At 68.0% G+C, this 21,327-nt stretch carries 34 protein-coding genes and 1 pseudogene; 21 read left to right on the top strand and 14 right to left on the bottom strand.

Annotated elements, in window-relative coordinates:
* Window positions 1-29 precede the first annotated feature (29 nt).
* Window positions 30-701 (bottom strand): TrkA family potassium uptake protein, encoded by a 672-nt coding sequence (locus ABZU75_RS23515; protein ID WP_355557895.1) that lies wholly within the window; start codon window positions 699-701, stop codon window positions 30-32.
* Window positions 701-1,366: a TrkA family potassium uptake protein gene (locus ABZU75_RS23510; RefSeq protein WP_355557893.1), complete on the bottom strand. Its 666-nt coding sequence runs from the start codon at window positions 1,364-1,366 to the stop codon at window positions 701-703. Before ABZU75_RS23510 ends, ABZU75_RS23515 begins: the two co-directional genes overlap by 1 nt.
* Before the next feature lie 116 nt (window positions 1,367-1,482).
* On the opposite strand from ABZU75_RS23510, the gene ABZU75_RS23505 reads away from it, so the two are divergent.
* Together ABZU75_RS23505 and ABZU75_RS23500 are read left to right on the top strand one after the other, a co-directional pair.
* Window positions 1,483-3,522, top strand: coding sequence for an APC family permease (locus ABZU75_RS23505; protein ID WP_355557890.1), 2,040 nt, complete (start codon window positions 1,483-1,485; stop codon window positions 3,520-3,522).
* A gap of 66 nt (window positions 3,523-3,588) precedes the next feature.
* Window positions 3,589-4,836: a class I SAM-dependent RNA methyltransferase gene (locus tag ABZU75_RS23500; protein ID WP_355557888.1), complete on the top strand. Its 1,248-nt coding sequence runs from the start codon at window positions 3,589-3,591 to the stop codon at window positions 4,834-4,836.
* A gap of 112 nt (window positions 4,837-4,948) precedes the next feature.
* On the opposite strand, the gene ABZU75_RS23495 is transcribed toward ABZU75_RS23500, so the two are convergent.
* Window positions 4,949-5,437 (bottom strand): GntR family transcriptional regulator, encoded by a 489-nt coding sequence (locus ABZU75_RS23495; protein WP_355557901.1) that lies wholly within the window; start codon window positions 5,435-5,437, stop codon window positions 4,949-4,951.
* Here ABZU75_RS23495 and ABZU75_RS23490 point away from each other — a divergent pair.
* Window positions 5,333-5,635, top strand: a complete 303-nt coding sequence (locus ABZU75_RS23490) for a hypothetical protein (RefSeq protein ID WP_355557904.1) — start codon at window positions 5,333-5,335, stop codon at window positions 5,633-5,635. The genes ABZU75_RS23495 and ABZU75_RS23490 overlap by 105 nt on opposite strands.
* Before the next feature lie 423 nt (window positions 5,636-6,058).
* Window positions 6,059-6,397, top strand: a complete 339-nt coding sequence (locus tag ABZU75_RS23485) for a hypothetical protein (protein ID WP_355557885.1) — start codon at window positions 6,059-6,061, stop codon at window positions 6,395-6,397.
* A 60-nt stretch (window positions 6,398-6,457) separates the two neighbouring features.
* Here the strand turns inward: ABZU75_RS23485 and ABZU75_RS23480 are convergent, their stop codons facing one another.
* Window positions 6,458-6,697, bottom strand: coding sequence for a winged helix-turn-helix domain-containing protein (locus ABZU75_RS23480; protein ID WP_355557898.1), 240 nt, complete (start codon window positions 6,695-6,697; stop codon window positions 6,458-6,460).
* A 98-nt stretch (window positions 6,698-6,795) separates the two neighbouring features.
* Here ABZU75_RS23480 and ABZU75_RS23475 point away from each other — a divergent pair, with 98 nt between their 5' ends.
* On the top strand, window positions 6,796-6,990 hold the full coding sequence (locus ABZU75_RS23475) for a hypothetical protein (RefSeq protein WP_355557882.1): 195 nt from the start codon (window positions 6,796-6,798) through the stop codon (window positions 6,988-6,990).
* A 149-nt stretch (window positions 6,991-7,139) separates the two neighbouring features.
* On the opposite strand, the gene ABZU75_RS23470 is transcribed toward ABZU75_RS23475, so the two are convergent.
* Both ABZU75_RS23470 and ABZU75_RS23465 read right to left on the bottom strand, forming a co-directional pair.
* A complete protein-coding gene (locus tag ABZU75_RS23470) occupies window positions 7,140-7,592 on the bottom strand; it encodes a hypothetical protein (RefSeq protein WP_355557879.1) in 453 nt (150 codons plus the stop codon).
* Window positions 7,593-7,925: 333 nt separating this feature from the next.
* Entirely contained in the window at window positions 7,926-8,681 is a 756-nt protein-coding gene (locus ABZU75_RS23465) for a protein phosphatase 2C domain-containing protein (protein WP_355557876.1), read from the bottom strand.
* Window positions 8,682-8,718: 37 nt separating this feature from the next.
* Here ABZU75_RS23465 and ABZU75_RS23460 point away from each other — a divergent pair, with 37 nt between their 5' ends.
* The 14 genes and pseudogenes from ABZU75_RS23460 to ABZU75_RS23395 all read left to right on the top strand — a co-directional run bounded on the left by ABZU75_RS23460 (window position 8,719) and on the right by ABZU75_RS23395 (window position 16,236).
* Window positions 8,719-8,940, top strand: a complete 222-nt coding sequence (locus tag ABZU75_RS23460; protein ID WP_355557873.1) for a hypothetical protein — start codon at window positions 8,719-8,721, stop codon at window positions 8,938-8,940.
* The gene (locus ABZU75_RS23455) at window positions 8,937-9,065 is read left to right on the top strand and encodes a hypothetical protein (RefSeq protein WP_355557870.1); all 129 of its coding nucleotides are present in this window, start codon (window positions 8,937-8,939) and stop codon (window positions 9,063-9,065) included. Before ABZU75_RS23460 ends, ABZU75_RS23455 begins: the two co-directional genes overlap by 4 nt.
* On the top strand, window positions 9,062-9,193 hold the full coding sequence (locus ABZU75_RS23450; protein ID WP_355557868.1) for a hypothetical protein: 132 nt from the start codon (window positions 9,062-9,064) through the stop codon (window positions 9,191-9,193). The genes ABZU75_RS23455 and ABZU75_RS23450 overlap by 4 nt, the downstream gene beginning before the upstream one ends.
* On the top strand, window positions 9,190-9,513 hold the full coding sequence (locus ABZU75_RS23445; protein ID WP_355557866.1) for a hypothetical protein: 324 nt from the start codon (window positions 9,190-9,192) through the stop codon (window positions 9,511-9,513). The genes ABZU75_RS23450 and ABZU75_RS23445 overlap by 4 nt, the downstream gene beginning before the upstream one ends.
* A gap of 10 nt (window positions 9,514-9,523) precedes the next feature.
* The gene (locus ABZU75_RS23440; protein ID WP_355557863.1) at window positions 9,524-9,679 is read left to right on the top strand and encodes a hypothetical protein; all 156 of its coding nucleotides are present in this window, start codon (window positions 9,524-9,526) and stop codon (window positions 9,677-9,679) included.
* Window positions 9,680-9,755: 76 nt separating this feature from the next.
* Window positions 9,756-10,055, top strand: a complete 300-nt coding sequence (locus tag ABZU75_RS23435; protein ID WP_355557860.1) for an HU family DNA-binding protein — start codon at window positions 9,756-9,758, stop codon at window positions 10,053-10,055.
* A 152-nt stretch (window positions 10,056-10,207) separates the two neighbouring features.
* A complete protein-coding gene (locus ABZU75_RS23430) occupies window positions 10,208-11,275 on the top strand; it encodes a DUF2637 domain-containing protein (protein ID WP_355557857.1) in 1,068 nt (355 codons plus the stop codon).
* Window positions 11,272-11,706, top strand: coding sequence for a transcriptional regulator (locus tag ABZU75_RS23425; protein ID WP_355557854.1), 435 nt, complete (start codon window positions 11,272-11,274; stop codon window positions 11,704-11,706). Before ABZU75_RS23430 ends, ABZU75_RS23425 begins: the two co-directional genes overlap by 4 nt.
* Window positions 11,703-12,002, top strand: coding sequence for a hypothetical protein (locus ABZU75_RS23420; RefSeq protein ID WP_355557851.1), 300 nt, complete (start codon window positions 11,703-11,705; stop codon window positions 12,000-12,002). The genes ABZU75_RS23425 and ABZU75_RS23420 overlap by 4 nt, the downstream gene beginning before the upstream one ends.
* On the top strand, window positions 11,999-14,146 hold the full coding sequence (locus ABZU75_RS23415; RefSeq protein ID WP_355557848.1) for a zonular occludens toxin domain-containing protein: 2,148 nt from the start codon (window positions 11,999-12,001) through the stop codon (window positions 14,144-14,146). Before ABZU75_RS23420 ends, ABZU75_RS23415 begins: the two co-directional genes overlap by 4 nt.
* Before the next feature lie 276 nt (window positions 14,147-14,422).
* Window positions 14,423-14,719 carry a hypothetical protein gene (locus ABZU75_RS23410; protein ID WP_355557845.1) on the top strand — a complete coding sequence of 99 codons (297 nt, stop codon included), beginning with the start codon at window positions 14,423-14,425 and terminating at the stop codon, window positions 14,717-14,719.
* Window positions 14,720-14,806: 87 nt separating this feature from the next.
* The gene (locus tag ABZU75_RS23405) at window positions 14,807-14,980 is read left to right on the top strand and encodes a hypothetical protein (RefSeq protein ID WP_355557842.1); all 174 of its coding nucleotides are present in this window, start codon (window positions 14,807-14,809) and stop codon (window positions 14,978-14,980) included.
* Between the two features lie 260 nt (window positions 14,981-15,240).
* Window positions 15,241-15,453 (top strand): annotated as a pseudogene (locus ABZU75_RS23400) (recombinase family protein); the annotation flags it as partial.
* A gap of 600 nt (window positions 15,454-16,053) precedes the next feature.
* A complete protein-coding gene (locus ABZU75_RS23395; RefSeq protein WP_355557839.1) occupies window positions 16,054-16,236 on the top strand; it encodes a hypothetical protein in 183 nt (60 codons plus the stop codon).
* A gap of 317 nt (window positions 16,237-16,553) precedes the next feature.
* On the opposite strand, the gene ABZU75_RS23390 is transcribed toward ABZU75_RS23395, so the two are convergent.
* From ABZU75_RS23390 to ABZU75_RS23355, 8 genes are all read right to left on the bottom strand, one after another.
* Window positions 16,554-16,901: a hypothetical protein gene (locus ABZU75_RS23390; protein ID WP_355557836.1), complete on the bottom strand. Its 348-nt coding sequence runs from the start codon at window positions 16,899-16,901 to the stop codon at window positions 16,554-16,556.
* 812 nt (window positions 16,902-17,713) lie between these two features.
* Window positions 17,714-17,932: a hypothetical protein gene (locus tag ABZU75_RS23385; protein WP_355557829.1), complete on the bottom strand. Its 219-nt coding sequence runs from the start codon at window positions 17,930-17,932 to the stop codon at window positions 17,714-17,716.
* 146 nt (window positions 17,933-18,078) lie between these two features.
* Window positions 18,079-18,600, bottom strand: a complete 522-nt coding sequence (locus ABZU75_RS23380) for a hypothetical protein (RefSeq protein ID WP_355557826.1) — start codon at window positions 18,598-18,600, stop codon at window positions 18,079-18,081.
* Window positions 18,519-18,929, bottom strand: coding sequence for an N-acetylmuramoyl-L-alanine amidase (locus ABZU75_RS23375; protein WP_355557824.1), 411 nt, complete (start codon window positions 18,927-18,929; stop codon window positions 18,519-18,521). The genes ABZU75_RS23380 and ABZU75_RS23375 overlap by 82 nt, the downstream gene beginning before the upstream one ends.
* Before the next feature lie 31 nt (window positions 18,930-18,960).
* Window positions 18,961-19,281 (bottom strand): hypothetical protein, encoded by a 321-nt coding sequence (locus tag ABZU75_RS23370; protein ID WP_355557821.1) that lies wholly within the window; start codon window positions 19,279-19,281, stop codon window positions 18,961-18,963.
* Window positions 19,281-19,694, bottom strand: coding sequence for a hypothetical protein (locus ABZU75_RS23365; RefSeq protein ID WP_355557818.1), 414 nt, complete (start codon window positions 19,692-19,694; stop codon window positions 19,281-19,283). Before ABZU75_RS23365 ends, ABZU75_RS23370 begins: the two co-directional genes overlap by 1 nt.
* A complete protein-coding gene (locus ABZU75_RS23360; protein ID WP_355557815.1) occupies window positions 19,691-20,149 on the bottom strand; it encodes a hypothetical protein in 459 nt (152 codons plus the stop codon). Before ABZU75_RS23360 ends, ABZU75_RS23365 begins: the two co-directional genes overlap by 4 nt.
* Entirely contained in the window at window positions 20,146-20,631 is a 486-nt protein-coding gene (locus tag ABZU75_RS23355) for a hypothetical protein (protein WP_355557812.1), read from the bottom strand. Before ABZU75_RS23355 ends, ABZU75_RS23360 begins: the two co-directional genes overlap by 4 nt.
* Between ABZU75_RS23355 and ABZU75_RS23350 the strand changes: the two genes are divergently transcribed.
* Both ABZU75_RS23350 and ABZU75_RS23345 read left to right on the top strand, forming a co-directional pair.
* On the top strand, window positions 20,618-20,956 hold the full coding sequence (locus tag ABZU75_RS23350; protein WP_355557809.1) for a hypothetical protein: 339 nt from the start codon (window positions 20,618-20,620) through the stop codon (window positions 20,954-20,956). The genes ABZU75_RS23355 and ABZU75_RS23350 overlap by 14 nt on opposite strands.
* Complete coding sequence (locus ABZU75_RS23345; protein WP_355557806.1) at window positions 20,922-21,263, top strand: tyrosine-type recombinase/integrase; 342 nt, start codon at window positions 20,922-20,924, stop codon at window positions 21,261-21,263. The genes ABZU75_RS23350 and ABZU75_RS23345 overlap by 35 nt, the downstream gene beginning before the upstream one ends.
* Window positions 21,264-21,327 lie beyond the last annotated feature (64 nt).

Raw genomic sequence — 21,327 nt, 5'->3', positions numbered from 1 at the left:
CCGGCATACCGGTCCGAAGCCTTTTCCGCTCAGCGCGGCGCGCGGTGCGGGGACAGGAGTTCGGCCAGCTCCTCCTCGACCTCCTGGCTGGCCACGAACATCAGCTCGTCGCCGGCCTCCAGCGGGTCGTCTGCGGTGGGCACCAGCACCCGGCCCTCGCGCAGGATCGCGACCAGGGCGGTGTCGTTCGGCCACGGCACCGAGCCGGCACGGTGGCCGACGACCGGCGCGTCCTCGGGCAGGGTGAGCTCGACCAGGTTGGCCTGGCCCTGGCGGAAGGTCATCAGGCGCACCAGGTCGCCGACGCTGACCGCCTCCTCCACCAGCGCGCTCAGCAGGCGCGGGGTCGAGACGGCCACGTCGACGCCCCACGACTCGTTGAACAGCCACTCGTTCTTGGGGTGGTTGATCCTGGCTACCACGCGCGGCACGCCGTACTCCGTCTTGGCGAGCAGCGACACCACGAGGTTGACCTTGTCGTCGCCGCTGGCCGCGACGACCACGTGGCAGTCGGCCAGGCCCGCCTCGTCCAGCGAGGAGATCTCACAGGCGTCGGCGAGCAGCCACTCCGCCCGCGGCACGGTGTCGATCTTGATGGCCTTGGGGTCGATGTCGACGAGCAGGACCGCGTGGCCGTTCTCCAGGAGTTCGGCGGCGATCGACCGGCCGACCGCCCCCGCACCGGCGATGGTGACGCGCATCAGTGCCCCTCCTCCGGCGCTCCGGACAGCACCTTGTTGATACGGTCCATGTCCGCCTCGACCGCCATGACGTGCAGTACGTCCCCCTCCTGCACCACCGAGTCGTTCTTGGGCAGCAGGGTCTCACCGATCCGGTTGATGAACGCCAGGCGGGTTCCCGCGGCCTCCTCCAGCCTCCGTACCGGGGCGCCGATCCAGCCGGGATGGTAGGCCACCTCGATCAGCACCACGCGCCCGCTGGGGTCGCGCCAGAGCGGCTCGGCACCCTCGGGCAGGACGCGGCGCAGGATCTGGTCGGCGGTCCAGCGGACCGTGGCCACCGTGGGGATGCCCAGCCGCTGGTAGACCTCGGCGCGCCGGGAGTCGTAGATCCTGGCCACGACGTTGTCCACGCCGAACGTCTCGCGGGCGACCCTGGCGGAGATGATGTTCGAGTTGTCGCCACTGCTCACCGCCACGTAGGCGCCCGCGGCCTCGATGCCGGCCTCTTCCAGGACGTCCCGGTCGAAGCCGATCCCGGTGACCCTGCGACCCCGGAACCCGGCCCGCAGGCGGCGAAACGCCTGCGGGTCACGGTCAATGATCGCGACCGAGTGGCCGCTGTCCTCAAGAATGTGCGCCAGAGTCGAACCCACCCGGCCACACCCCATGATCACGATATGCATGCTCCCCCGCCGGTCGCTGTGAGGCGGATCTTGATTCCCAATGTATTCAGCCAGTATGGCGCCCCCAGGAGCGCCGCGTGAGTGCAGCCGGGTAATAGCGACTAGCATCAGCAGACGTGTCGAAGGTGACGGACCTTGTCAAACGCCTTTTCATCGGGCGTGCGCTACGCAGCACACAGTTACACGAGCAGCTGCTTCCCAAGCGCATCGCACTACCTGTTTTCGCGAGTGACGCGCTCTCCTCGGTGGCCTACGCCCCGCAGGAGATCCTCGTCATCCTCTCGCTGGCCGGAGTCTCCTTCTACAACTTCAGCCCCTGGGTCGCCGTCGCCGTCGTGGTGGTGATGCTCACCGTCGTCGCCTCGTACCGGCAGAACGTGCACGCCTACCCCAGCGGGGGCGGCGACTACGAGGTCGCCACGGTCAACCTCGGCCCGAACGCCGGTCTGACCGTCGCCAGCGCCCTGATGGTCGACTACGTGCTGACCGTCGCGGTGTCGGTCGCCAACGGCGTCGACTACGTGGGGGCCACCATCCCCTACGTCGCCGAGCACAAGCCGCTGGTCGCGATCGCCATCGTCGTCCTGCTGACCCTGGTGAACCTGCGTGGTATCCGGGAGTCCGGCGCGGCCTTCGCGATCCCCACCTACGCCTTCATGTTCGCCGTCCTCGGCCTGATCGTGTGGGGAAGCTTCCGAGTGCTCGTCCTCGGTGACGAGCTGCACGCGCCCACCGCCGAGTACGAGATCGTCGCCGAGCAGTCCAACCTGACCTCCTTCGCGGCGGCCTTCCTGATCCTGCGCGCGTTCTCCACCGGCTGCGCCGCACTCACCGGTGTCGAGGCGATCAGTAACGGCGTGCCCGCCTTCCGCAAGCCCAAGAGCAAGAACGCCGCGACCACGCTGCTGATGATGGGCCTGGTCGCGGTGACGATGTTCGTCGGCATCATCTCTCTCGGCCTGGCCTCGGGGGTCAAGGTCGCCGACCCCGCGGTCGCCTTCCGCGACGTGCTCATCGACGGGCGGCCCGCCGGGCCCGGCTACTACCAGCAGCCGATCATCTCCCAGGTCGCCGACGCGGTCTTCGGGAACGGCTCGCTGCCCTTCTTCGTCATCTCGGCCGTCACCGCGCTGATCCTGTTCCTCGCCGCCAACACCGCCTTCAACGGCTTTCCCGTGCTCGGCTCGATCCTGGCCCAGGACCGCTACCTGCCCCGCCAGCTGCACACCCGGGGCGACCGGCTCGCCTTCTCCAACGGCATCGTGATCCTCGCGGCCGGGGCCTGCCTGCTGCTGTGGGGCTTCGAGGCCGACGTCAGCCGCCTGCTCAACCTCTACATCGTGGGCGTCTTCGTGTCGTTCACGCTGAGTCAGATCGGCATGGTCCGGCACTGGAGCCGGCACCTGAGAACCGAGACCGACCCGAAGGTCCGCCACCAGATGTACCGCTCGCGGACCATCAACTTCTTCGGCGGCGTCATGACCGGTGTGGTGCTGGTGGTCGTGCTGCTCACCAAGTTCACCCACGGGGCGTGGATCGTCTGCGTGGCCATGCCGGTGCTGTTCCTGATGATGAAGGGCATCCACCGCCATTACGAGAACGTGGCCCGCGAACTCGCCGCCGACGACTCGGTGGTGGACGAGTCGATACTGCCCGCGCGCAACCACGCCATCGTCCTGGTCTCCAAGATCCACAAGCCGACCCTGCGTGCTCTCGCCTACGCCCGCGCCACCCGTCCCTCCAAGCTGGAGGCGATCACCGTGGGCGTGGAGGGCGCGGAGGCCAGAGAGCTGCAGGAGGAGTGGGAGCGGCGCGGCATCCCGGTGCCGCTGAAGACGCTCGACTCGCCCTACCGCGAGATCACCCGGCCGATCCTGGAGTACGTCAAGTCGCTGCGCCGCCGTTCTCCCCGCGACGTGGTGAGCGTCTACATCCCCGAGTACGTCGTCGGCCACTGGTGGGAGCACATTCTGCACAACCAGAGCGCGCTGCGGCTGAAGGGCCGCCTGCTGTTCCAGCCCGGCGTGATGGTCATCAGCGTGCCCTGGCAGCTTCATTCCTCCGACCGGCTCAAGGGCCGCCCCGAGCCTCTCGCGCCGGGCGCCGTCCGCCGTCCCCGCCGGGAGGCGGCCCGGGACGAGGACGTCAAGGCATAACCTTTCGTATGCGCTCCTGACCGCAAGGAGGCTCGACCGACGACGAATTCTCTGGGGGCGACGGCCATGATGATCGAACTGACGGTGGGACCGGTTGCGCACGGTGGCTGGTGTGTCGCGCGCCATGACGGCCGGGTCGTCTTCGTGCGGCACGCGCTGCCCGGCGAGCGCGTCACGGCTGAGATCACCGAGGAGACCTCCCGGTTCCTGCGGGCCGACGCCGTCGAGATCCTGGAGCCCTCCGCCGACCGGGTGAGCCCGCCCTGCCCGTTCGCGGGCCCCGGCCGCTGCGGCGGCTGCGACTGGCAGCACGCCTCCCTGGAGGCCCAGCGCCGCCTGAAGGCCGACGTGGTGGCCGAGCAGCTCAAGCGTCTGGGCGGAATCGACTGGAAGGGCGTCGTCGAGGAGGTCCCAGGCGCCCCCGACGGTCTCGGCTGGCGTACCCGCGTCCAGTTCGCCGTCGACCGTGAGGGCGGGCTGGGCCTGCGCCGCCACCGCTCCCACGACATCGAGCCGGTGGACGCCTGCCTGATCGCCCACCCCGAGGTCGAGAACGTCGGCGCCGAGGTGATGAACTGGCGCAACGCCTCCTCGGTCGAGGTCATCGCCTCCTCCACCGGCGACCAGGCGGTCGTGATCGCCCCCAAGCCCCGGCGCACGGTGGCCGTACCCGACCTCGACACGAGCGTGGCCGTCTTCGTCGACGAGGGCAAGGGCCGCAGCCGGGTCGTCCACGGCCGCAACCATCTCGTCGAGCGCGTCGGCGAGCGCGACTTCCAGGTCACCGGCAGCGGTTTCTGGCAGGTCCACCCCGGCGCCGCCGCCACCCTGCTCGACGCGGTCCTGAAGTTCGCCGCGCCGCGGCCGGGCGAGTGGGCCCTCGACCTCTACTGCGGCGTCGGCCTGTTCGCCGCCGGGCTCGCCGAGGCGGTCGGCCCCGAGGGGGCCGTGTTCGGCGTCGAGTCCGAGTCCGTCGCCGTCCGCGACGCGGAGCGTAACCTCCGTGACCTCCCCCAGGCACGCTTCGCCAGGGGGCGGGTGGAGAGCGCCCTCGACCGCTTCGGCATCGAGCGCGCGGACCTGGTCGTCGTCGACCCGCCCCGGGCGGGTCTGGGCCGCGACGTCGTCGACCGCGTGACCACTCTTGAGGCCACTCGGATCGTGTACGTCTCCTGCGACCCGGCCACCCTGGCCCGTGACCTCGCCTGGTTCGCCGAGGGCGGCTACCGCCTCGCCGACCTGCGCGCCTTCGACGCCTTCCCGATGACCCACCACGTGGAGTGCGTGGCGCTGCTGGTCAAAGGGTCGATCTAGGCTCTGACCTGCAGTTATGCAACACGTCATGTTTCAGCGTGCGTCAGTGTGAGTCAGCGTTTTCCAAGATCTTTGCGCATGAGATGCGCACGATCATGGAACTCGCGGCCCGTCACATTACGTAGACAAGAGACCCGACCGATACAGACCAAGGAGTAGACCGCAATAGCGACACCCCGTAGGGTCCCGGTACGGCCGCGCAGGGGAGTCGCCCTCGCCTCGCGGCCGGGCAGAGGCCCCCGCTCCACCGCGGGGACCTCTCGCCATTCCAGCCGTATCTCGGCCGCGTCCCCAGGGAGCACCTCAACGCCTCCGTCGGCCCGTTCGGCCACCAGGACCCAGACGCCCTCTTGAGGCCCAGTTCCGCCCTCTCGGCGTCCGTGGGGGGCCGTGTGATGATGCGCATGCCCGGCTCCGGAGCGATCACGGTGACCTCTGGCGCCCGAACGTAGGTTCCGCGGCCGGGAACCGTGCGCACCAGGCCGAGCGAGGCGAGGTGGCTGATCGCTTTTCGGACCGTGTCGCGGGCCACTCCGAAGCGCTGCTGCAGGTGAATTTCGGAGGGCAGGGGGCGGCGCGGCTGGAACTGGCCGGTCTGGATGTCCTGCCGGATGGCGTCAGCGACCTGGCGGTAGACGGGCGTCTCGGCATCATGATCAATCTCGCGCACGGTCTGACGGTAGGGGTGCGGCCCTCTGCCTCCATATTGGCCTACAGGGGCACGGACTATCACGGACAGGTGTATGGACAGGTACTTGGCTTGCCCCGGTTCGCCGCTCTTCGGACAACCCTTCCTTGACCATTGGCGTCTACTCTCCGCCCCCAACATCTCACCAGGAGTCACTATGTGGAGAATGTCCCCAATCGCCCTGGCTCTTGTTCTCGCTGGCGCGGCGGTTGCAGGCTGCGCCCCATCGTCGAAGCTCTCGACCAACCAACCTGCGCCAGCCACCAGCGCAACCAGCATCGAGCCCGTCACCGAGCCGGCCGACGAAAGCACCCCCACGCCGGAAGCTGAGCCTGAGCGAAAGCCGCTGTCCTTCCGCGGCGCTGGCGCCAAGGTCATCCGGCTGAAGGCCGCAGACAAGGACGCTGTATGGCTGGCCAGCTTCACCCACTCCGGCGGCTCTAACTTCATCGTCAGCCCGATCGACCCCCAGGGCGCCAGCAGGGATCGATCATCAACGAGATCGGCAACTACAAGGGCACCACCATCTTCAACGTGGAGAACGGCACCGAGGCAGGCGGACTGAAGATCCAAGCTGATGGGTCCTGGACGCTTCGCCTCAAGCCCGTGTCCATGGCTCGCCCATGGGCTGGGTCCAAGGTGTCGGGCCGCGGCGATGAGGTGCTCAAGCTGGACCCGCCAAGCTCTGGACTGACGACCGTCCAGGCCCGCCATTCGGGGAGCTCGAACTTCATCGTCGACTCCTATGCCGAGAACGGCACCGAGGGGCTCGTTAACGAGATCGGGAGCTGGAAGGGAGAGGTCCTTCTTCCTGACGGCGCGATGCTGTTGACGGTCCGGGCCGACGGCACGTGGAACTTCGTCCGATCCTGACCCCACCTCCGACAGGCGAGAGCCCCGGCCCGCACGGCGCCGGGACTCTCGTGCGTCTGGCTACTGATCGGCGGGTGCGGCGACGAACGTCCCGACGCCGGGCACAGAGTAGGCCACACCTTCCCCGCGGAGCTTGGTCAGGACCTTCTGGGCGGTGTTCGGCGCGATGTCGAACTCTCGGACCATCTCATGCTGTGACGGGAGCCGCGTGTCTGGCCGGTAGGTGCCGTCCGCGATGCGGGCCTTGAGGACCTCGGCCACCTGGACCCACTTCGGCGCGTTCTCCCGCCACTCGATCATCACGAGTGAACCGTACGAACCATGGGTGAGCGTAGATACTCACGGATAACCAAGGTTACGCATGGTCAAGCATGGGTTAGTCGGCTTAGGCTGACCGCATGGAGCCGATCCCTCACTCCGAGTACGACCGCATGGTCGTCGCCGCCCGGAAGGTGCTGGGCCGCGGCAACATCGCCGCCTTCGAGTTGTCGCCGGCCGCGCTCCAGCTCGCTGAGGAGATGGGCATCGACCCGGCCGTGATCCGCACTCACTTCCTGCTGGTGGTCTACAACGAGACGCTCCGCAGGTGCTGACTTCGCCGGACATGCGCGCGCCCGGCGTTACCCGGGGTCCGGTCGGAGCGGTGGCCTTCTCCTTCGGAGGGGGGAGCGAGACCACCGAACACGAAGGGCCCCCGTCGTCGACGGGGGCCCTTCTCGCTCTTGGCGGCTTCCGGCGCTAGTTACTCCGAAATCGGCTTGTCTTCACGAAGCGCATCTGCCATAAGCCACGACCCTGCATACGCCTGCAGAACTGAGGAAAGTGTTTCCTGTCGAGTTGCCGCAAGTTGCTTAGCCATATATCGCGCGGTTGCAGCTAAGGCAAGCGCAGTCAGCTCGATGTCTTGTGACTGCTTGAACCAGCAAAGGCAGTCATTGCTGTCCGATATGGGGATCATGCGCAGTGCTGTGTATTTAGCATCGAGAACTTCCATCTCGGAGCGATGGCCCTCTATGCAGGAGTCGCATACCTCGACCTCCTGCTCGTCGGTGACGACTGCCACCTCCTCCGAAGGGGAGGAGTCGGACTGCTCCTCCCCGCTGCGAGGGTGGGGAATCTCAAGAGAATCGCCGTCCTGTTCCGGAAGTAAAGCCTCGTCTTTGTGAGGAACTCGTGTTTTTGAAGGCACGATCATGCAGCGTACCTAGCACGTGCCTGCAGGCGATCCGGCATGAAGTTTCTTTGCGAGAGGAAGGGCTTCAGTTGAGAAATTAGACTGCAAATTCCCTGGGGAAGTCGACTCGCTGTCTTGAGCTACTGATCGCGTGCCAGCTCGGCGGCGAGGACGACCACCTCGTCTCGGGCGGCCGTCTCGCCGAGCTTCTCGCGGGCGATGGCCATCCACTCACCGCAATGAGACCGATCCGGAGATCGGGATAGAGCGCGGGCCCAGACGCGGACGGTCTCGAGGTCGACGTCCCCGTAATGAGACCGGCCCGGAGGCCGGGGTGATCGAGTCGTATGCAGTTCACCAGGTGAGCCAGGCTGCTGTCGCGTCGTCGTGCTTTTTCGCTATAGACGGCGCCCCCCGGTCTCGCTCCTCTTGTCGCACCCAGCGGATCAGCTTCCCCGGGCCGCTCGTGGCCGCCGTGTCCACCAGCTGCTCCCAGGTGTGGCCGTACCACTCCACCAGCCGGGTCACGCCGTCGGTGAGGAGCAGCGCACCGCTCACTGTGGACGCCTCGACCGACCCGGTCAACGCCTCGTACGCGGCCTCGGGCACGGCGGCGGCGACCCAGAACCCGCCCGGCCGGTTACGTGATGCGCGCACCAGCTCCAGGCTGTACGGCCGGCCGCCGGGCAGGCGGTCGGTCCGGTCGTCGTCGATCACGGTGAGCGTGCCGTCCGTGTGCTGGAGTGCGATGGGCGAGTCGCATAACACCAGGTAATCCACCAGCTCGCCCTGCTGGCGCAACACGGCGACCGTGGACGACGGGCTGTCGAGGTTGGTCAGGTCGCAGGTGTCGGCGTGGGCCGCCATCGTGGCCCGGATGGCTGCCGACACGAGGTCAGGCAGACTCCCCTGTGACCGGGTCGCGAGCTGGCGGGCCAGCGCGCTACCGAGCTGGGCGACCAGCCAGGGCACGTCGTGCTTGCAGCCGGACTCGACCCCGGCCGGGGCGGTGGCGCCGTCGAGCACGGCGACCCACCTGGGGCCCGTGACGACGTAGTCCTCGTTGTGCGGTCGGCCGGGTGCCGCCGCCGTCTCGTAGCTGATGCGCACTGGATGTCCAGTCAGGGATGGGGAAGCAGGCTGGGACTTGCATCTCAAGTTATCCAGTACGGGCCAGCTCGGCGGCGAGGAGAACCACCTCGTCTCGTCTGGCTGTTTGGCCGAGTTTCTCGCGGGCGGCGATTACCCACTCGAACACCCCGACCCCAACGGCACCAGCGGCCAGCCCTACACCTCCACCCAGCTCGCCAAGATCCAGCGCGAGCGGGACGCCCGCGCCGCCCTGCTCACCCTGCGGGAGGAGCGATGAAGCGCACGACCCCCTGGTACGAGGACAACCCCGCTACCTGCCAGGAGTGCGGCGGCGCCGGGAGCTGCGAGTTCTGCGGCGGCGAGGGCATCGTCCCCCGCTGGGTTTACGAGGGGGAGCGGTGACCCCGGCCGAGCGGCTCGCCGCCACCCTCACCGCGCTCAACCAGTTCGACTCCGCGATGGCGCAGCCCGAGCCCCGCCCCCGACAGGACGACCCCGCCCGCACCAACCCGCCCAGGAGAACGAAATGAGCAGTGAGACCGCGACCGAGTGGCCGGCCGGGGTCCTCGCCCGGTACCTCACCGTCGGCGGCGCCACCGTCGACATCCGCGAGGTGTGCGGCTACCACCCCAGCTCCGGCCACACCGCCCCCACCACGACCGTCGCCACCTGCACGGGATGCGGCAAGAGGGAGGCCCGCGACTGGACGCAGCAGATCTGGTGCTACTCCACCGACCGGCTGGTCGAGGAGACCGACGAGGGCGGCAAGTACACCACCCCCAAGGTCCGCGACTGGGCGCAGTCCCATGCCGAGAAGTGCCGGGCCATGCCGAAGCCGAACCAGACCTGAGGGGGGCGACATGGCCACGATCACGACGGAGACCGCCGCGAAACTCCTCACCGCCCGCTCCTACGCCGCCGACGGCGACACCGCCGCCCAACTCCGCCACCAAGCCGCCACCATCACCCCAGGCCAAACCATCCACCTCGGCAAGGACCAGCTCGTTGTCCGCTGACGTTGCGGGTGCCCGCCCAGCACGACCGCTGGGCGGGTGCCCGGAGCAGCCAGCTCCACCGAACCGAAGGAGAACCATGAACAAGACCGAGCTCGTCGCCGCCGTCACCGAGCACATCGACGGCGTCGACAAGAAGACCGTCGCCAAGGTCCTCGACGGAATCCTCGACGTCATCCCGATGGCCGTCGCCGCCGGCGACCCGGTCACCATCCCGGGCTTCGGCACCTTCGACACCGTCGACAAGGCCGAGCGCGCCGGCCGCCACCCGCAGACCGGCGCCCAGATCACGATCGCCGCGTCCCGGGCGCCGAAGTTCAAGCCCGGCGCCGGTTTCAAGGGCCTCGTCAACGCGAGCAAAGCGCTCGTCTCCGCCTGACCGTAGCTGCCGTTGCGGATCGCGCCCGGCCCGACCGGGCGCGTGTCCGGAGCACCAGCTCCACCACCGCCACACCAGCCGGTCCCGGGCCAGCGACCTCACCGCGGCCCGGGACCTCGACCCCGCACCACCGACAGCAGAGAAGGATCGTGATGGAGAACGCTACGGGCGTGACCGAGGTCACGCCAGATGACCACGCCGAGGGCCGCGCGGCCCTCGCGCCGGATCACCCCGTCGCGGACGGTCCACACCCGTCCCGCTGGGCCTGCCTCACCGGCCGCTTCCGTCGGACCAACCACCCCGCCAGGACGCCGACCCCGACCGACGCCCCGCCGATCAAGTCCAGCCCCGAGGCGTCGAAGCAGACCGTCCGGACCACCTCCGGACCGGTGGTCCAGAGCACCGCTGTACGCCGGATCGCTGTCGCGCTCGCCGTTCTTCTGGCAGCCGTCATCGTGGTGGCCTTCAGAGGCTCGTGGACTTCGCAGTCGGATGCCGCGAAGGCCGCGCATTTCGACCCCACCGGAGCATTCCTCTACCCCTTTGCCCCGGACGGACTGATCGTCCTCGCCCTGATCGCCGCAGTCGTGCTGCGGCACAAGTTCTGGCCGAGGGTCTACTGCCTGGGCGTGGTCACCTTGTTCACCGTGACCAGCTACGTGGTCAACCACCTGCACGGACTCGGTACTTTTCAGATGCAGGGCGACGGCAAGACCTTGGTCGAGGAGCTGGATGGCGTTGTCGTCGGACTGATCGCGGTGCAGCTCGTCGGGGCGATCGCGTTCGGGTCGCACATCCTGATGCACGTCTTTCGGCATCTGTTCCCCGACGCCCTCGACGTCTATGCCGAGACGTCCGTCGAGCAGGCCGCCGGGCTGGTTGCTCCCTCCACCGTCCCGGTCGAAATGTCCGATCCGCAGTCGGGGTCGAACACCCCCGCCGCACCCGAGATCGACAGCTACGAGTTCGCCAAGCTGATCTACGCCACGTGTCTCGACGGCGGCGTGAAGCTCTCCCAGGCCAAGCTCAGCACCCTCGCCCGGATCAGCAAGCGCAAGGCGGGCTACGCCCAAGTCGATGTCGACAACGAGCGGGCCGCGGCCGAGGAGCCGGAGCCCGAGTCCGAGGAGACCGCGACCGTCCCGGCCGCGCGCCCCGAGAGGGTTCTGACCGTCAATGGATCGGTCAACGGGCGCGGTCCGACGGGCGGTGCGTCATGACCGCCGCTGCCGCGTTCGCCGCGACCTTCGCCACCCTCTACGCCGCGCACTCCGTGGGTGACCACTGGGTGCAGACCCACCACCAGGCATGCGCCAAGGGAGCCCCGACCCAGGTGGGCCGGGCGGCCTGCCTCGGCCACGTCGCGACCCTGACCCTCACCAAGGCCGCCGCACTGCTGGCGATGGAGCTCGTCACCGGTCTGCGCCTGGCCGCGGTCGCCGTCGTCATCGGCCTGGCCGTGGATGCGGCCTCGCACTACTGGGCTGACCGGCGGGTCACGCTCGCCCGGCTGGCCGAGCGCGTCGGCAAGGCGGACTTCTACCGGATGGGCGCCGGCCACCTCGGGTCCGGCGCTTATGCCCTCGACCAGTCCTGGCACATCGGCTGGCTGTTCATCACGGCCCTGATCATCGCTGGAGGTTCGTCATGACCACCTTCCTGACCCTGCTGCTCGCCGCCCTGGCCTTCGCCCTGGCGTCGACCCGGCCGACCACCGCCCAGGCCCGAACCTGCGGTGAGATGCGCGCCGCCGTCCGGTCCGCCGGGTGGGTGCGGGTGGCCGCCTGTACCCTCCAGGTCGCCGTCGTGCTGACGCTGCTGCTGCTGGCCACCGTGTGCCGCCTGCTCTGGCACACCGCCCACGGCGTCGGCACCGTCCTGGTCGTCGTCGCCATCGGCCTGGCCGCTCTCGGTGGCGGCCCCGAGCTCGCCGGAGGCCGAGCATGAGCGAGATCCAGCGCTCTCACCTGCGCGTCGTCCGCGATAGCGCCGACGCCCCGAACCTGCCGCTACCGGTCGACGCCGAGCGGGCCGAGGAGGTCGAGCCGACGCAGGACTTCGGTGTTGAGCTGGAGCTGATGGTCTACGAAGGCGAGATCGTCGATGACGGCCCTGCCCTACGGCTGCCCGTCCGAATCGCCGGCCGCGCCGTCGCCGTCCAGCCGTCCCCGGTCGTACGGCAGGCCGCCCAGGTCACCGCCGTGGCCGCGTTCACCGTCGCCCAGGGCTGGCACTCCTGGGCAGTCCGCGCCGCCGACGCCGCCACCCTCGGCGTCTACCGCCGCCAGATCCGCGCGGCTGAGGCCGCCGGCGACCGGGAAGCGCTCGCTGAGTGGGTCGACCGCAAAGAGAAGGCCGTCCATCAGCGGCACGGCCGCCTCATGGACCTGCCGTTCCTCGCGCTGAACGTCGCCAAGACCCTCGGGATCTCGCTGATCGGGGCGCTGGTGCTGCTGCTGGCACTGTCCACCGCCGTCTGGGCCACCGGAGTCGGCTCGTTCGGCGCGGTCTGGCTGTTCGTCGGCGGCGTGATCCGCTTGCTCCTGACCGTGCTCAAGTACACGTGGTTCCTGCTACCGGTCCTCGCACTGGTCGCGGCGTGGAAGGAAGGCCGCCGCGTCGGTACCCCGACCTGGCTCGTCGGCCCCGCCGACGGCCCCGAGGGCCGCGACGTGATCCCCGACGAGGGCGCCATCCTCAACGCCCTGCGCAAGCTGGGGATCTCCGAGCTGAACAAGGCGTTCAAGGAAGGGTGGCGGCCCCGCTTCCCGATGCCCACCCACCGCGACGGCAAGGGCTACCGCACCCAGCTGGAGCTGCCTGCGGGTGTCACCGTCGAGATGATCACCAAGAAGAAGGCGATCCTCTCCCACAACCTGGTGCGGTTCCCGATCGAGGTGTGGCCGACCGAGCCCAAGGCGGGCGTGCTGGACCTGTGGGTCGCCGACCAGGGAGCACTCTCCGGGCCGGTCGATCCGTGGCCCCTGCTGCACGAGGGCACCGTGGACTACTTCAAGGGCACGCCGGACGGGGTGAACATCCGCGGCAAGGTCATCATCGGCCGCCTGTCGGAGGCGAACTACGCCCTCGCGGGCATGATGGGCTCCGGCAAGTCCACGCTGATCATCACCAAGCTGCTCGGTGCGATGCTTGACCCGCTGGTCGAGATCGACGTGTTCGTGATGGCCGTCAACGCCGACTACGACCCGATGAAGCCCCGCCTGCGGACCCTGCTGACCGGCACCGGCGACGAGATCGTGGAGAGGTGCCTGAACACGCTGCGGGAGGCGTACGCCGACCTCGACGTGCGCGGCAAGGCACTGAAGGAGCACGGCGAGCGCGCCGTCACCCGGGCCCTCGCCGAGAAGGACGCGCGCTTGCGCCCGCGGATCATCGTGGTGGACGAGTGCCAGGCCCTGTTCATGCACGAGGAGTACGGCGAGGAGGCCGTCAGTCTCGCGGTGCGGCTGCTGAATGCGGCGCGCAAGTACGGTTACACGCTGATCTTCGCGACACCGGAGCCATCGTCGGCGTCACTGCCGCGCAAGTTGATGGCCGTCATCTCCAGCAAGGCGTGTTTCGCCATCGGTGACCAGCAGTCCAACGACGCCGTGCTCGGCACCGGCTCCTACACCGCGGGCATCTCCGCGGTCGGCCTGGAGCCGAAGACCGACGAGAGCCTCGGGGACGTCGGCACCTGCATGGCCAAGGGCTTCGAGCCCAAGCCCGCCCTGCTGCGCTGCTTCTACGTGTCGCAGAGCGAGGCCAAGCAGGTCGTCGAGCGCGCCATGAAGATCCGCGAGCTGGCCGGCATCAACTCCAGTGCGGCCGTCGCGGTCGAGGAGTCACGGGACCTGCTGGCCGACCTTGACGAAGTCCTGGACGAAGAGCGGGTCCGGTTGGCCGACATCCCCGGCCTGCTGCGGAAGCTCGCCCCGGCCTGGCACCCCTACCAGGGTCTTACCGGCATCCAGCTGCGCGACATCCTGACGCGCGAGTACGGGGTCAAGGTCACCAACACGGGCAACGTGCTGCGCTTGGATCCGGCCGATCTGCGGCAGGTCCTGGCGGGGCGAGAGGCGAGTGAGTGAGATGGCCGGCCTCCCCGCGAAACCCGCTCTACGGGGCTCTGAGTGGCCCGCTCCTAACGCCTGCTCACTGGCTAACCGGCTCACTTTCCACAGGTCACGGGCAGGATCGCGGCCCTCAACCTGAAAAGGGGATCACTAACCGGGTTAGGCGATCTGACCTCATGATCCACCCCCGCAGCGGGGGCTGCGGATGCTCTCCCGCATGCGACGGGAGGGCCGCCCGGAGCGTCCGCCCCACCCCCATCACCCAGCGCCTGATCACAAGGAGAGATCACCATGGGCATTTTCTTCGGCAAGAACACCGGCACCCGCTCCTACGGCTGCTCCGAGGAGCTCGCCAAGAAGGTGGAGCGCAAAGGCGGGAAGTCCTCGACCGGTGCGGCCCAGCTGCTCGGGTTCATGCGCAACGGCAGCGACACGCGGACTCTGCGTGGCGAGGAGGCCGAGCAGGCGGCCCGGTCCCTGCGCGAGGTCGCTCCCCGACTGCGGGGCAACGACCGGCGGATCGCCGAGCAGATCGCTCGGGACGCGCAGGCCGCGGCCGACTCTGGCCGGCCTTGGACCATCGGCTGACGGAGGTTGCGGGTGCGCGGCCGTCCGCCTGGCCGGCCGCGTGTCCGGAGCGTTCGCTCCAAACCTCAACCAGAAGGGAGACCCGAGATGGGTCTGTTCAAGAACAAGGAAACCGTGGAGCTCGAAAAGGCGGCCAAGCGGGTGGAGCGCGAGCTGGCCGACGCGCGACGCACCGGGTCCGCTGCCTGGGTCCGCGACCGCGAGTCGAACCTGGCGTATGTCCAGGGCGAGCTGAAGACCGCTAAGGCCAAGGACCGGTAGGCGGACCGCAGGTGCCAGGAGGCGCTTCGGGAGGCCAAGAAGACCTCTTGGTGGTAACGCGGGCTGACCCTCACGGCCCCGGCGCTTCGGTGCCGGGGCCGTCTCGTCTCGGGTCGTGTTGAGAATCGACCGTCTCTCAACAAGATCGCTTCCGGGGGATCGGGAGAGCCGATCCACCCCCTCGGAGTGTCGAGAAACGCGTTGAAAAATCTTGCTGTTCAACAATCCCCCCACCGCCCTTTTGTCGACACGGGGACACCATGACCACCACTGATGATCTTCTGCCCGCCGCCCGCACCGGCACCCTCGTCGGGTACGGCCGCGTCTCCACCAAAGACCAGAACCTAGACCGGCAGATCCGCGCCCTCACCGATGCCGGATGCATCCGCACCTTCACCGACAAGCTCTCCGGCAAGAACACGTTGAGGCCCGAGCTCGCCGCGTGCCTCGACTACCTGCGCCCCGGCGACACCCTCGTCGTCACGGCGGGGGCTTCGTCATGCCCAGATCTTTCCGGTATGCCCGTAAACCGCCGATGCGGGCGACACGTCCACAGACCGAGGAGGGGTTATGGCAACACTCGACGCCCTCGTGGACGAACACCTCTTACTGGAGCTCGTCCTCGTCGAGGCATTACACGCGGAGGCGGAGCGGTTGGCCGCCGAGTAACCACTTGGTCCCGGCTCCGGCGAGGGGAGCCGGGATCTTAACCATCCGCCCCGATAGACGACGCGGTTCTCGCCGCACGGCCGACACCCTCGCTCCCGGCCCGTCTTCTTTGCCTGAGACGGAAAGGATCAGCATGTTTTTGCAGGTCAAGCTCTTGCAATGAATCTAAAGGCCAGGCAATATCTTGCTTTGCGGGCCGCCCTATCCCCTAATCCCCACCCCGAGGGTAGAGCGGCCCGTCCACTCTCCAGACAGGTCAGCGGCGATAGCCGATAGCGGTGACTGAACGCTCCGGTCCCGGCTTCGGCGACGGGGAGCCGGGGCCTGCCGCTCAGCCGCTCACCAGCCGATTGCAAGTCACACCGCCCATTATGGGCAGCCGATACCTATTCTTCGGAGGTCACATGACTGCGACAGCCCGACTTGGGAAGCGCCTCGCTCTGGCAGCCCTGGCAGGACTCATTCTGCTCGGGGCCGGGTTCGCCGGCGCGAACGCAGCCGACGTCGACGTACTCGCCGGATCCGGGTTGCCCATCAGGATCACGCTCACCAACACTGCGGAGACGCCCGACGCGGCAAGGTCGTAGAGCGACCTGGAAATGCGAAAAAGCCCCGCCGCTCAGAAGAGCGGCGGGGCTTCCGTGTTCCCGCGGGGGCGGGTCAGCTGCAGCATCATCCCCAGGGGAGGGGGCCGTACCAGGCCAGCGTACGGAGAGGGCTCCCCGGGACGAGGGCGAATCGGCTCAGCCGCTGGTGCTCGTTATGCCGGTCCGTTATGGGAGGCAATCGGTGCGACGTGTGATACGTCCGATACGCGCAGTGGCTCCGAGATCCGGCCCCCGCGGTTGAAGTTGTTTTTTCTTCCGCCGTAAACGGCCCCATACCCCCGGATTTACCTGCCTTCTCAGTAGTACATGAACGTTGCCAGAAGGCCGTTGCTCATGATCTGGGTGAGAAGCTCCCCTGGCCCGGCCCCCCATGAATTGGCGGCGTTGGCCAAGGAATAGACGTCCCCGTAATTGCCCATCCAGTGCCACCCCGGGACCGCGGCCGCATTCGCCGTGGAGCACGCCTTGAAGAGATCGATGCCCTGTTGGGTGGTCAGGACCTGATCGCGAGCTGGCTCATAACAGGCGGAGCTCGCGCTTGTCGGTGCCTTCGGGGTAGGGGTGTCCGCCGACGCCGAAGCCGACACACCGATCAACAACGCGGTGGAAACGGATACCAGGGTGAGTACGCGTAACCGGTTCAAAATTTGATCCTTCCGCGAAATTCCGAGTGTTCGAGACCGAACACTCGGAATGATCTAACGACGGGCCGCTCAATGTCGATACCGCAACTCGAAAAAGAAGCCAGAGAGACAAAATAATTTGGTGGTTGGGAGGACTTGCTTGTAGCGGCAGGATATGAGATAGGGCGTAATTTCGAGTGACTCGCCCTTCCATTCCCCGATATGTGGAGGCCGATATGGCATGTTGTCTACGCCTCGGACCGGCGGGGCGCGGCCATTAAGGTCTGTGAAAAGCACTCACGAGAAGACGCCCATAGAGCCGCAATATGGAAAGCTGGTAGCTCCTCGCTTTCGGCGATCCATGCTTACCTTGAGGCGCCCTCCCCAGCCGACGGATTCGTGAGGAGCCGGCCACAGTGGAAATCCGCAGACTCCACACCACGCTCGTACTCGCGGCAGCGGTGAGCATCGGCGCCCTGACCGGTGCCGCACCCGCTTCCGCCGCCACTCAAACCAACGCGCCTGAGCCTTGGGTGGTTGTTTACGGCCCCTACCCCACCTTGGAGGAGTGCGTGGCGGAGCGGGAAATCGTTCTCCCGTACGGTGACCCGACCGGTCCCTGCTTGGGCTCCCCCTCGTTCGGCTACCGCTTCAGGGTGTACATCACCTGAGAGACCCCGACGAGGGCGGGCGCGGGGGATCGGCGTGGGGCCCCGTCGGTACGGCCGCACGTCAGAGGCCCCACCACCCCAGTATGCCGGGGCGGAAACGCGAAGAAACCCCTGCCGCCCTTCGAGGCGGCGGGGGCACACGACTCTGCTCCTGGTGGGTGCTCAGCTCATCGGATACGGACCACGCACGGTCTGCGCGGGAGGGTCGGACTTCGCAGCGTTCGGCACGACGTACACGACGCCCAGCGCGCCGAGCACCGCCAGGGCAATGGTCACCCACTCGCTGTACACGATGACGCCGTCGTCGACAGCGGTCACGAGTGAGGCCGCGCCCGCCGCGACACCGCCGACGATGGACTTGGCCATACTTCCGATCTTCATGTTTTGCTCCCTCATCTGAGGTCGGATTTCTGAAACCCGCCCGCATTCGAGCTGGTCAGGCGGTGGTGGTATATCTGCCGGTATGAAATCGGGCCCCTCGTCGCGCCGGGCGGCAGCCAGCAGGTAGGCGAGGAGCGCGCCCTCGATCACGACGGGGCGGGGTCGCCGACGTCGAGCCGAACCGTGATCCCGGAGATGGCGGCCTCGATCCGCGCCACCAGGGCGTCCACGTCGATCTCGTCGTCCCGGGCCGCCAGCGCGACGGCCAGCTCACGGATGGTCGCCGACTGCGCGTCGAGCCGGGCGAGGATCTCCCGGTTCCGGGCGTAGCCGTCCTTGCCGTACGCCCAGATCTGCCGGAACGCGCTCCGGGGGTCGATCTTCTGCCCCGGCTCCAGGATCTTCTCCTTGGCCGCCCAGAGGTCCTCGGTGACGGTATGGGTGAACCGCTCGAACACGGCGTCGGCGATCTCTTTCGCGGTCGGCATGTCTTCTCCGCTCATGAGCCGGGCGACCTCGGCCCGGAAGGTGGTCATGTTGATCGAGTGCGGGTCGGGCTTGGAGGCATTGACCTCCTTGTGGCCCTTCACCACCGAGGCCGACAGGCCGAACTCCTTGCAGAGCTCGGCGCACAGCTTCCGGTAGGAGTCGAGCTGGGGGCCGGCCACGGAGCGCGGCCGTCGTTCTCCGCCTCGATGCCGATCGAGTGGCCGTTCGTATGGCCCAGCGACAGGCTCGGCGCGTTGTGCCAGCACCGGCCCGCCGCCACCACGAAGATCCGGCCGTCGCGGCGAAGCCAGATCTGCGACAGCGGACCCTCCAGCCCGGGGCGGCCGTCGCGGACCACGTGCATGTCGTTCCACCCCGCGGTGTGGTGGCAGACGATTCCGTCGACCTCAGGCTGAGGACCGTGGCCGCGGGTCTTCCAGCCAGGGACCTCGGTGACGGGGTAGCCGGTCCGTCGGGCGATGTCGGCGAGCTGAGTGAGGTACGGCATCAGTCCTCCAGGTTCTCCAGGTTCACGGTCTTCATGGGCTGTCGTCCTCACTGCTCGTCACGGGCACCAGCCCGGCGTCCCTGGCCTGCCGGGTCAGCCGCGCGACCTGCCGTTGCAATGCGTTGATTTGCGCGGCCTGCCGATCGATCTCGGCTTGCATCCGCGTCAAGGTGGCTTCGTAGAAGGCCTTCGCCCGCTCGTAGACGCCGGCCTCGATCTGCCTGAGTGCGGTGCGTTCGTCGGCCTCGGTCTTCGTCTGGCTCGTCCCTGCCGTGGTGCGGGCGGTGACCACCGAGGCGACGATGCTGGCCACGGCGCCGATCGCGGATACGAGGACGGCGGCGGGGTCCATCACCGGTTCCACTGCTTGTCGGGGAGCGCGATCACCTGTACAAACCCAGCGAACCCCAGCCAGATGGCGGCCGCGAGGTAGCCGCGGGGGATCTCGCCGACCAGCCACCCGGCCAGGTGCAAGGCGGCCCAGCCGACCTTCAGGCCCGATGCGGCGATGAACGCGGGCCGATCCTCGCGCGCGAATGCGTAGACAAGGCAGACGAGCCCTACAGCGGCCCACGGGATTGCCCACGCCCAGAGCGGCAGGATCGTCGACAGGAAGGCGTACGTACTGCTTGAGCGAGTCTCCGCCGGCGCCCAGACCAGACCTTGGGCGAAGACGAGGTCGAGGAGGGCGAAGAACAACAGCGCCGCCCCTCGGCGCCCGACCCGGCTCCGCAGACCCTGCCACCACCTGATCGCCTGGTTCATGGCATCGGGATGACGATGATGTCGCGCGAGGCGATGTCAGCCGTGTCGGGGTCGGTGCCAGCGCTGGTGAGGTGCTGGGTACGGATGTAGTACAGGGCGCCCGGGGACAGCCCATCGAGCAGGCTCACCCGGCTGCCGTACTGGAACTCCGTGTTCTCGGCCGCGGACCCGTAGCCGCGGACGGTCACGGACGGGGCCAGGACCTCCGTTCCCGCGCTGCTGTCTCGGAACAGCTGAGGGGCCAGGAAGACTCTGTCTCGGGCACTGGCGCCGTTGTCTCGGAACCCGCCGCCGATCGTCAGCCGGACCCGGCCGGACGGCGGGGCGACGAAGTACACGCCGACCTCTGGAGACCCGGTCTCGTACGCGGTGGACACGAGGTTCGCGATCAGCGTGTCCTCATGGAAGAACGCTGTCTGGCCGCTCGGCCGCAGGGTGTTGTCTGCCGCGGTCATGGGATCGGCACCACCGTGATGTCCCGGCACGCGATGTCAGCCGTAGTCGTCCCAGCGTCGGGCACCTGCACCACGTACTTGACGACCGCGTAGTAGACCACCCCCGGCGTCAGGCCCTCCAGTACGGACTCGCGGGAGCCGTAGGTGTGCGCGGATGAGCAGTTGTCGGACCCCCATCCCCGGCTGGTGACTCCGGGCACCAGGACCACCGTGCCGCCCGAGGTTCCGACCCGGACCTCCGGGGACAGGGAGATCCTGTCGGCGCCTGCGGAGTTGCCCATCCCTCCACCGACGATGATCAGCACCCGGCCCGACGTCGGCGCGACGAACGTCAACTCGACCGCAGGCGACCCGGCGATATAGCTGGTGTTGCTCGGGTTCGCGATGGCGGTGACTAAGCTGCCGAGCTGGTTTACTCCGGCGTAGGTGGCCGCGATCGTGGCTGAGCTGCCCGAGGGGCACGGGGTGATGAAGGACCTCATGTGCTACGCCGGGCCGCGGTGGGGCGAGGCCGCCGGCGTCTGTGGTGCCGAGCGCGATGATGGGCAGGGCAACCCGATCGACTGGCTACGGGGGAAGGTGTCGATCCGCGGCGTCGTGAGCCAGCAGGGGAAGTGGAAGGAGTACCCGAAGAACTCCTCTTCGCGACGGGAGGTGCCGGTGCCTCGCTGGGTGCTGGACCGGATGGCCCCGCTCATCGCCGAGCGGGGCCGGGACGCATTCCTCTTCGTCACCCGGCGCCGGTCGCCGGGGGGCCGAGGCGCGGACGCTGTTGTCGGGGGCGAACTGCCGGGTCGTCTGGTATGAGGCGATCGATACGGCGAACGAGAAGATCCGTGAGGCGAATCGGAAACTGCCCAAGGAGCAAAGGGGCGAGCCGGTGCCACGTTACGACCCACACGATTGTCGGCACACGGCGGCGAGCTGGCTCGTGCAGCAGGGTGTCGACCTGTACCGGGTGAAGGACCTGCTTGGCCACGCTTCGTATCAGACGACGTTGCGGTATGCCCACCTCGCTCCTGGGGCGCACGGGGAAGTCGAAGCGGCGTGGTCGAAGATCAAGACGCACCAGGAACGCATGGAGCCCAATCGCGGCTCACTTTCCTCCCCTTGAACTGGGGAAATATGAGCTTGATGTGTTCCCGATGACCCACCACGTGGAGTGTGTGGCGCTGCTG

It is taken from the genome of Streptosporangium sp. NPDC005286 (genome assembly GCF_040607515.1).
Classification (GTDB): Bacteria; Actinomycetota; Actinomycetes; order Streptosporangiales; family Streptosporangiaceae; genus Streptosporangium.
Note: the sequence above shows the minus strand (reverse complement) of the source record. Positions and strands in the feature narration are given on the sequence as shown.

Excerpts from the sequence above, each read along its gene's own strand:
- ABZU75_RS23440 (WP_355557863.1), top strand. The coding sequence starts at position 9,524 with ATGGCCACGATCACGACGGAGACCGCCGCGAAACTCCTCACCGCCCGC.
- ABZU75_RS23395 (WP_355557839.1), top strand. The coding sequence starts at position 16,054 with ATGACTGCGACAGCCCGACTTGGGAAGCGCCTCGCTCTGGCAGCCCTG.
- ABZU75_RS23410 (WP_355557845.1), top strand. The coding sequence starts at position 14,423 with ATGGGCATTTTCTTCGGCAAGAACACCGGCACCCGCTCCTACGGCTGC.
- ABZU75_RS23415 (WP_355557848.1), top strand. The coding sequence starts at position 11,999 with ATGAGCGAGATCCAGCGCTCTCACCTGCGCGTCGTCCGCGATAGCGCC.
- ABZU75_RS23370 (WP_355557821.1), bottom strand. The coding sequence starts at position 19,281 with ATGGACCCCGCCGCCGTCCTCGTATCCGCGATCGGCGCCGTGGCCAGC.
- ABZU75_RS23405 (WP_355557842.1), top strand. The coding sequence starts at position 14,807 with ATGGGTCTGTTCAAGAACAAGGAAACCGTGGAGCTCGAAAAGGCGGCC.
- ABZU75_RS23385 (WP_355557829.1), bottom strand. The coding sequence starts at position 17,932 with ATGAAGATCGGAAGTATGGCCAAGTCCATCGTCGGCGGTGTCGCGGCG.
- ABZU75_RS23480 (WP_355557898.1), bottom strand. The coding sequence starts at position 6,697 with ATGATCGAGTGGCGGGAGAACGCGCCGAAGTGGGTCCAGGTGGCCGAG.
- ABZU75_RS23470 (WP_355557879.1), bottom strand. The coding sequence starts at position 7,592 with ATGATCGTGCCTTCAAAAACACGAGTTCCTCACAAAGACGAGGCTTTA.
- ABZU75_RS23475 (WP_355557882.1), top strand. The coding sequence starts at position 6,796 with ATGGAGCCGATCCCTCACTCCGAGTACGACCGCATGGTCGTCGCCGCC.
- ABZU75_RS23500 (WP_355557888.1), top strand. The coding sequence starts at position 3,589 with ATGATGATCGAACTGACGGTGGGACCGGTTGCGCACGGTGGCTGGTGT.
- ABZU75_RS23355 (WP_355557812.1), bottom strand. The coding sequence starts at position 20,631 with ATGAGGTCCTTCATCACCCCGTGCCCCTCGGGCAGCTCAGCCACGATC.
- ABZU75_RS23435 (WP_355557860.1), top strand. The coding sequence starts at position 9,756 with ATGAACAAGACCGAGCTCGTCGCCGCCGTCACCGAGCACATCGACGGC.
- ABZU75_RS23425 (WP_355557854.1), top strand. The coding sequence starts at position 11,272 with ATGACCGCCGCTGCCGCGTTCGCCGCGACCTTCGCCACCCTCTACGCC.
- ABZU75_RS23420 (WP_355557851.1), top strand. The coding sequence starts at position 11,703 with ATGACCACCTTCCTGACCCTGCTGCTCGCCGCCCTGGCCTTCGCCCTG.
- ABZU75_RS23365 (WP_355557818.1), bottom strand. The coding sequence starts at position 19,694 with ATGAACCAGGCGATCAGGTGGTGGCAGGGTCTGCGGAGCCGGGTCGGG.
- ABZU75_RS23360 (WP_355557815.1), bottom strand. The coding sequence starts at position 20,149 with ATGACCGCGGCAGACAACACCCTGCGGCCGAGCGGCCAGACAGCGTTC.
- ABZU75_RS23350 (WP_355557809.1), top strand. The coding sequence starts at position 20,618 with ATGAAGGACCTCATGTGCTACGCCGGGCCGCGGTGGGGCGAGGCCGCC.
- ABZU75_RS23455 (WP_355557870.1), top strand. The coding sequence starts at position 8,937 with ATGAAGCGCACGACCCCCTGGTACGAGGACAACCCCGCTACCTGCCAG.
- ABZU75_RS23375 (WP_355557824.1), bottom strand. The coding sequence starts at position 18,929 with ATGCCGTACCTCACTCAGCTCGCCGACATCGCCCGACGGACCGGCTAC.
- ABZU75_RS23430 (WP_355557857.1), top strand. The coding sequence starts at position 10,208 with ATGGAGAACGCTACGGGCGTGACCGAGGTCACGCCAGATGACCACGCC.
- ABZU75_RS23515 (WP_355557895.1), bottom strand. The coding sequence starts at position 701 with ATGCGCGTCACCATCGCCGGTGCGGGGGCGGTCGGCCGGTCGATCGCC.
- ABZU75_RS23445 (WP_355557866.1), top strand. The coding sequence starts at position 9,190 with ATGAGCAGTGAGACCGCGACCGAGTGGCCGGCCGGGGTCCTCGCCCGG.
- ABZU75_RS23510 (WP_355557893.1), bottom strand. The coding sequence starts at position 1,366 with ATGCATATCGTGATCATGGGGTGTGGCCGGGTGGGTTCGACTCTGGCG.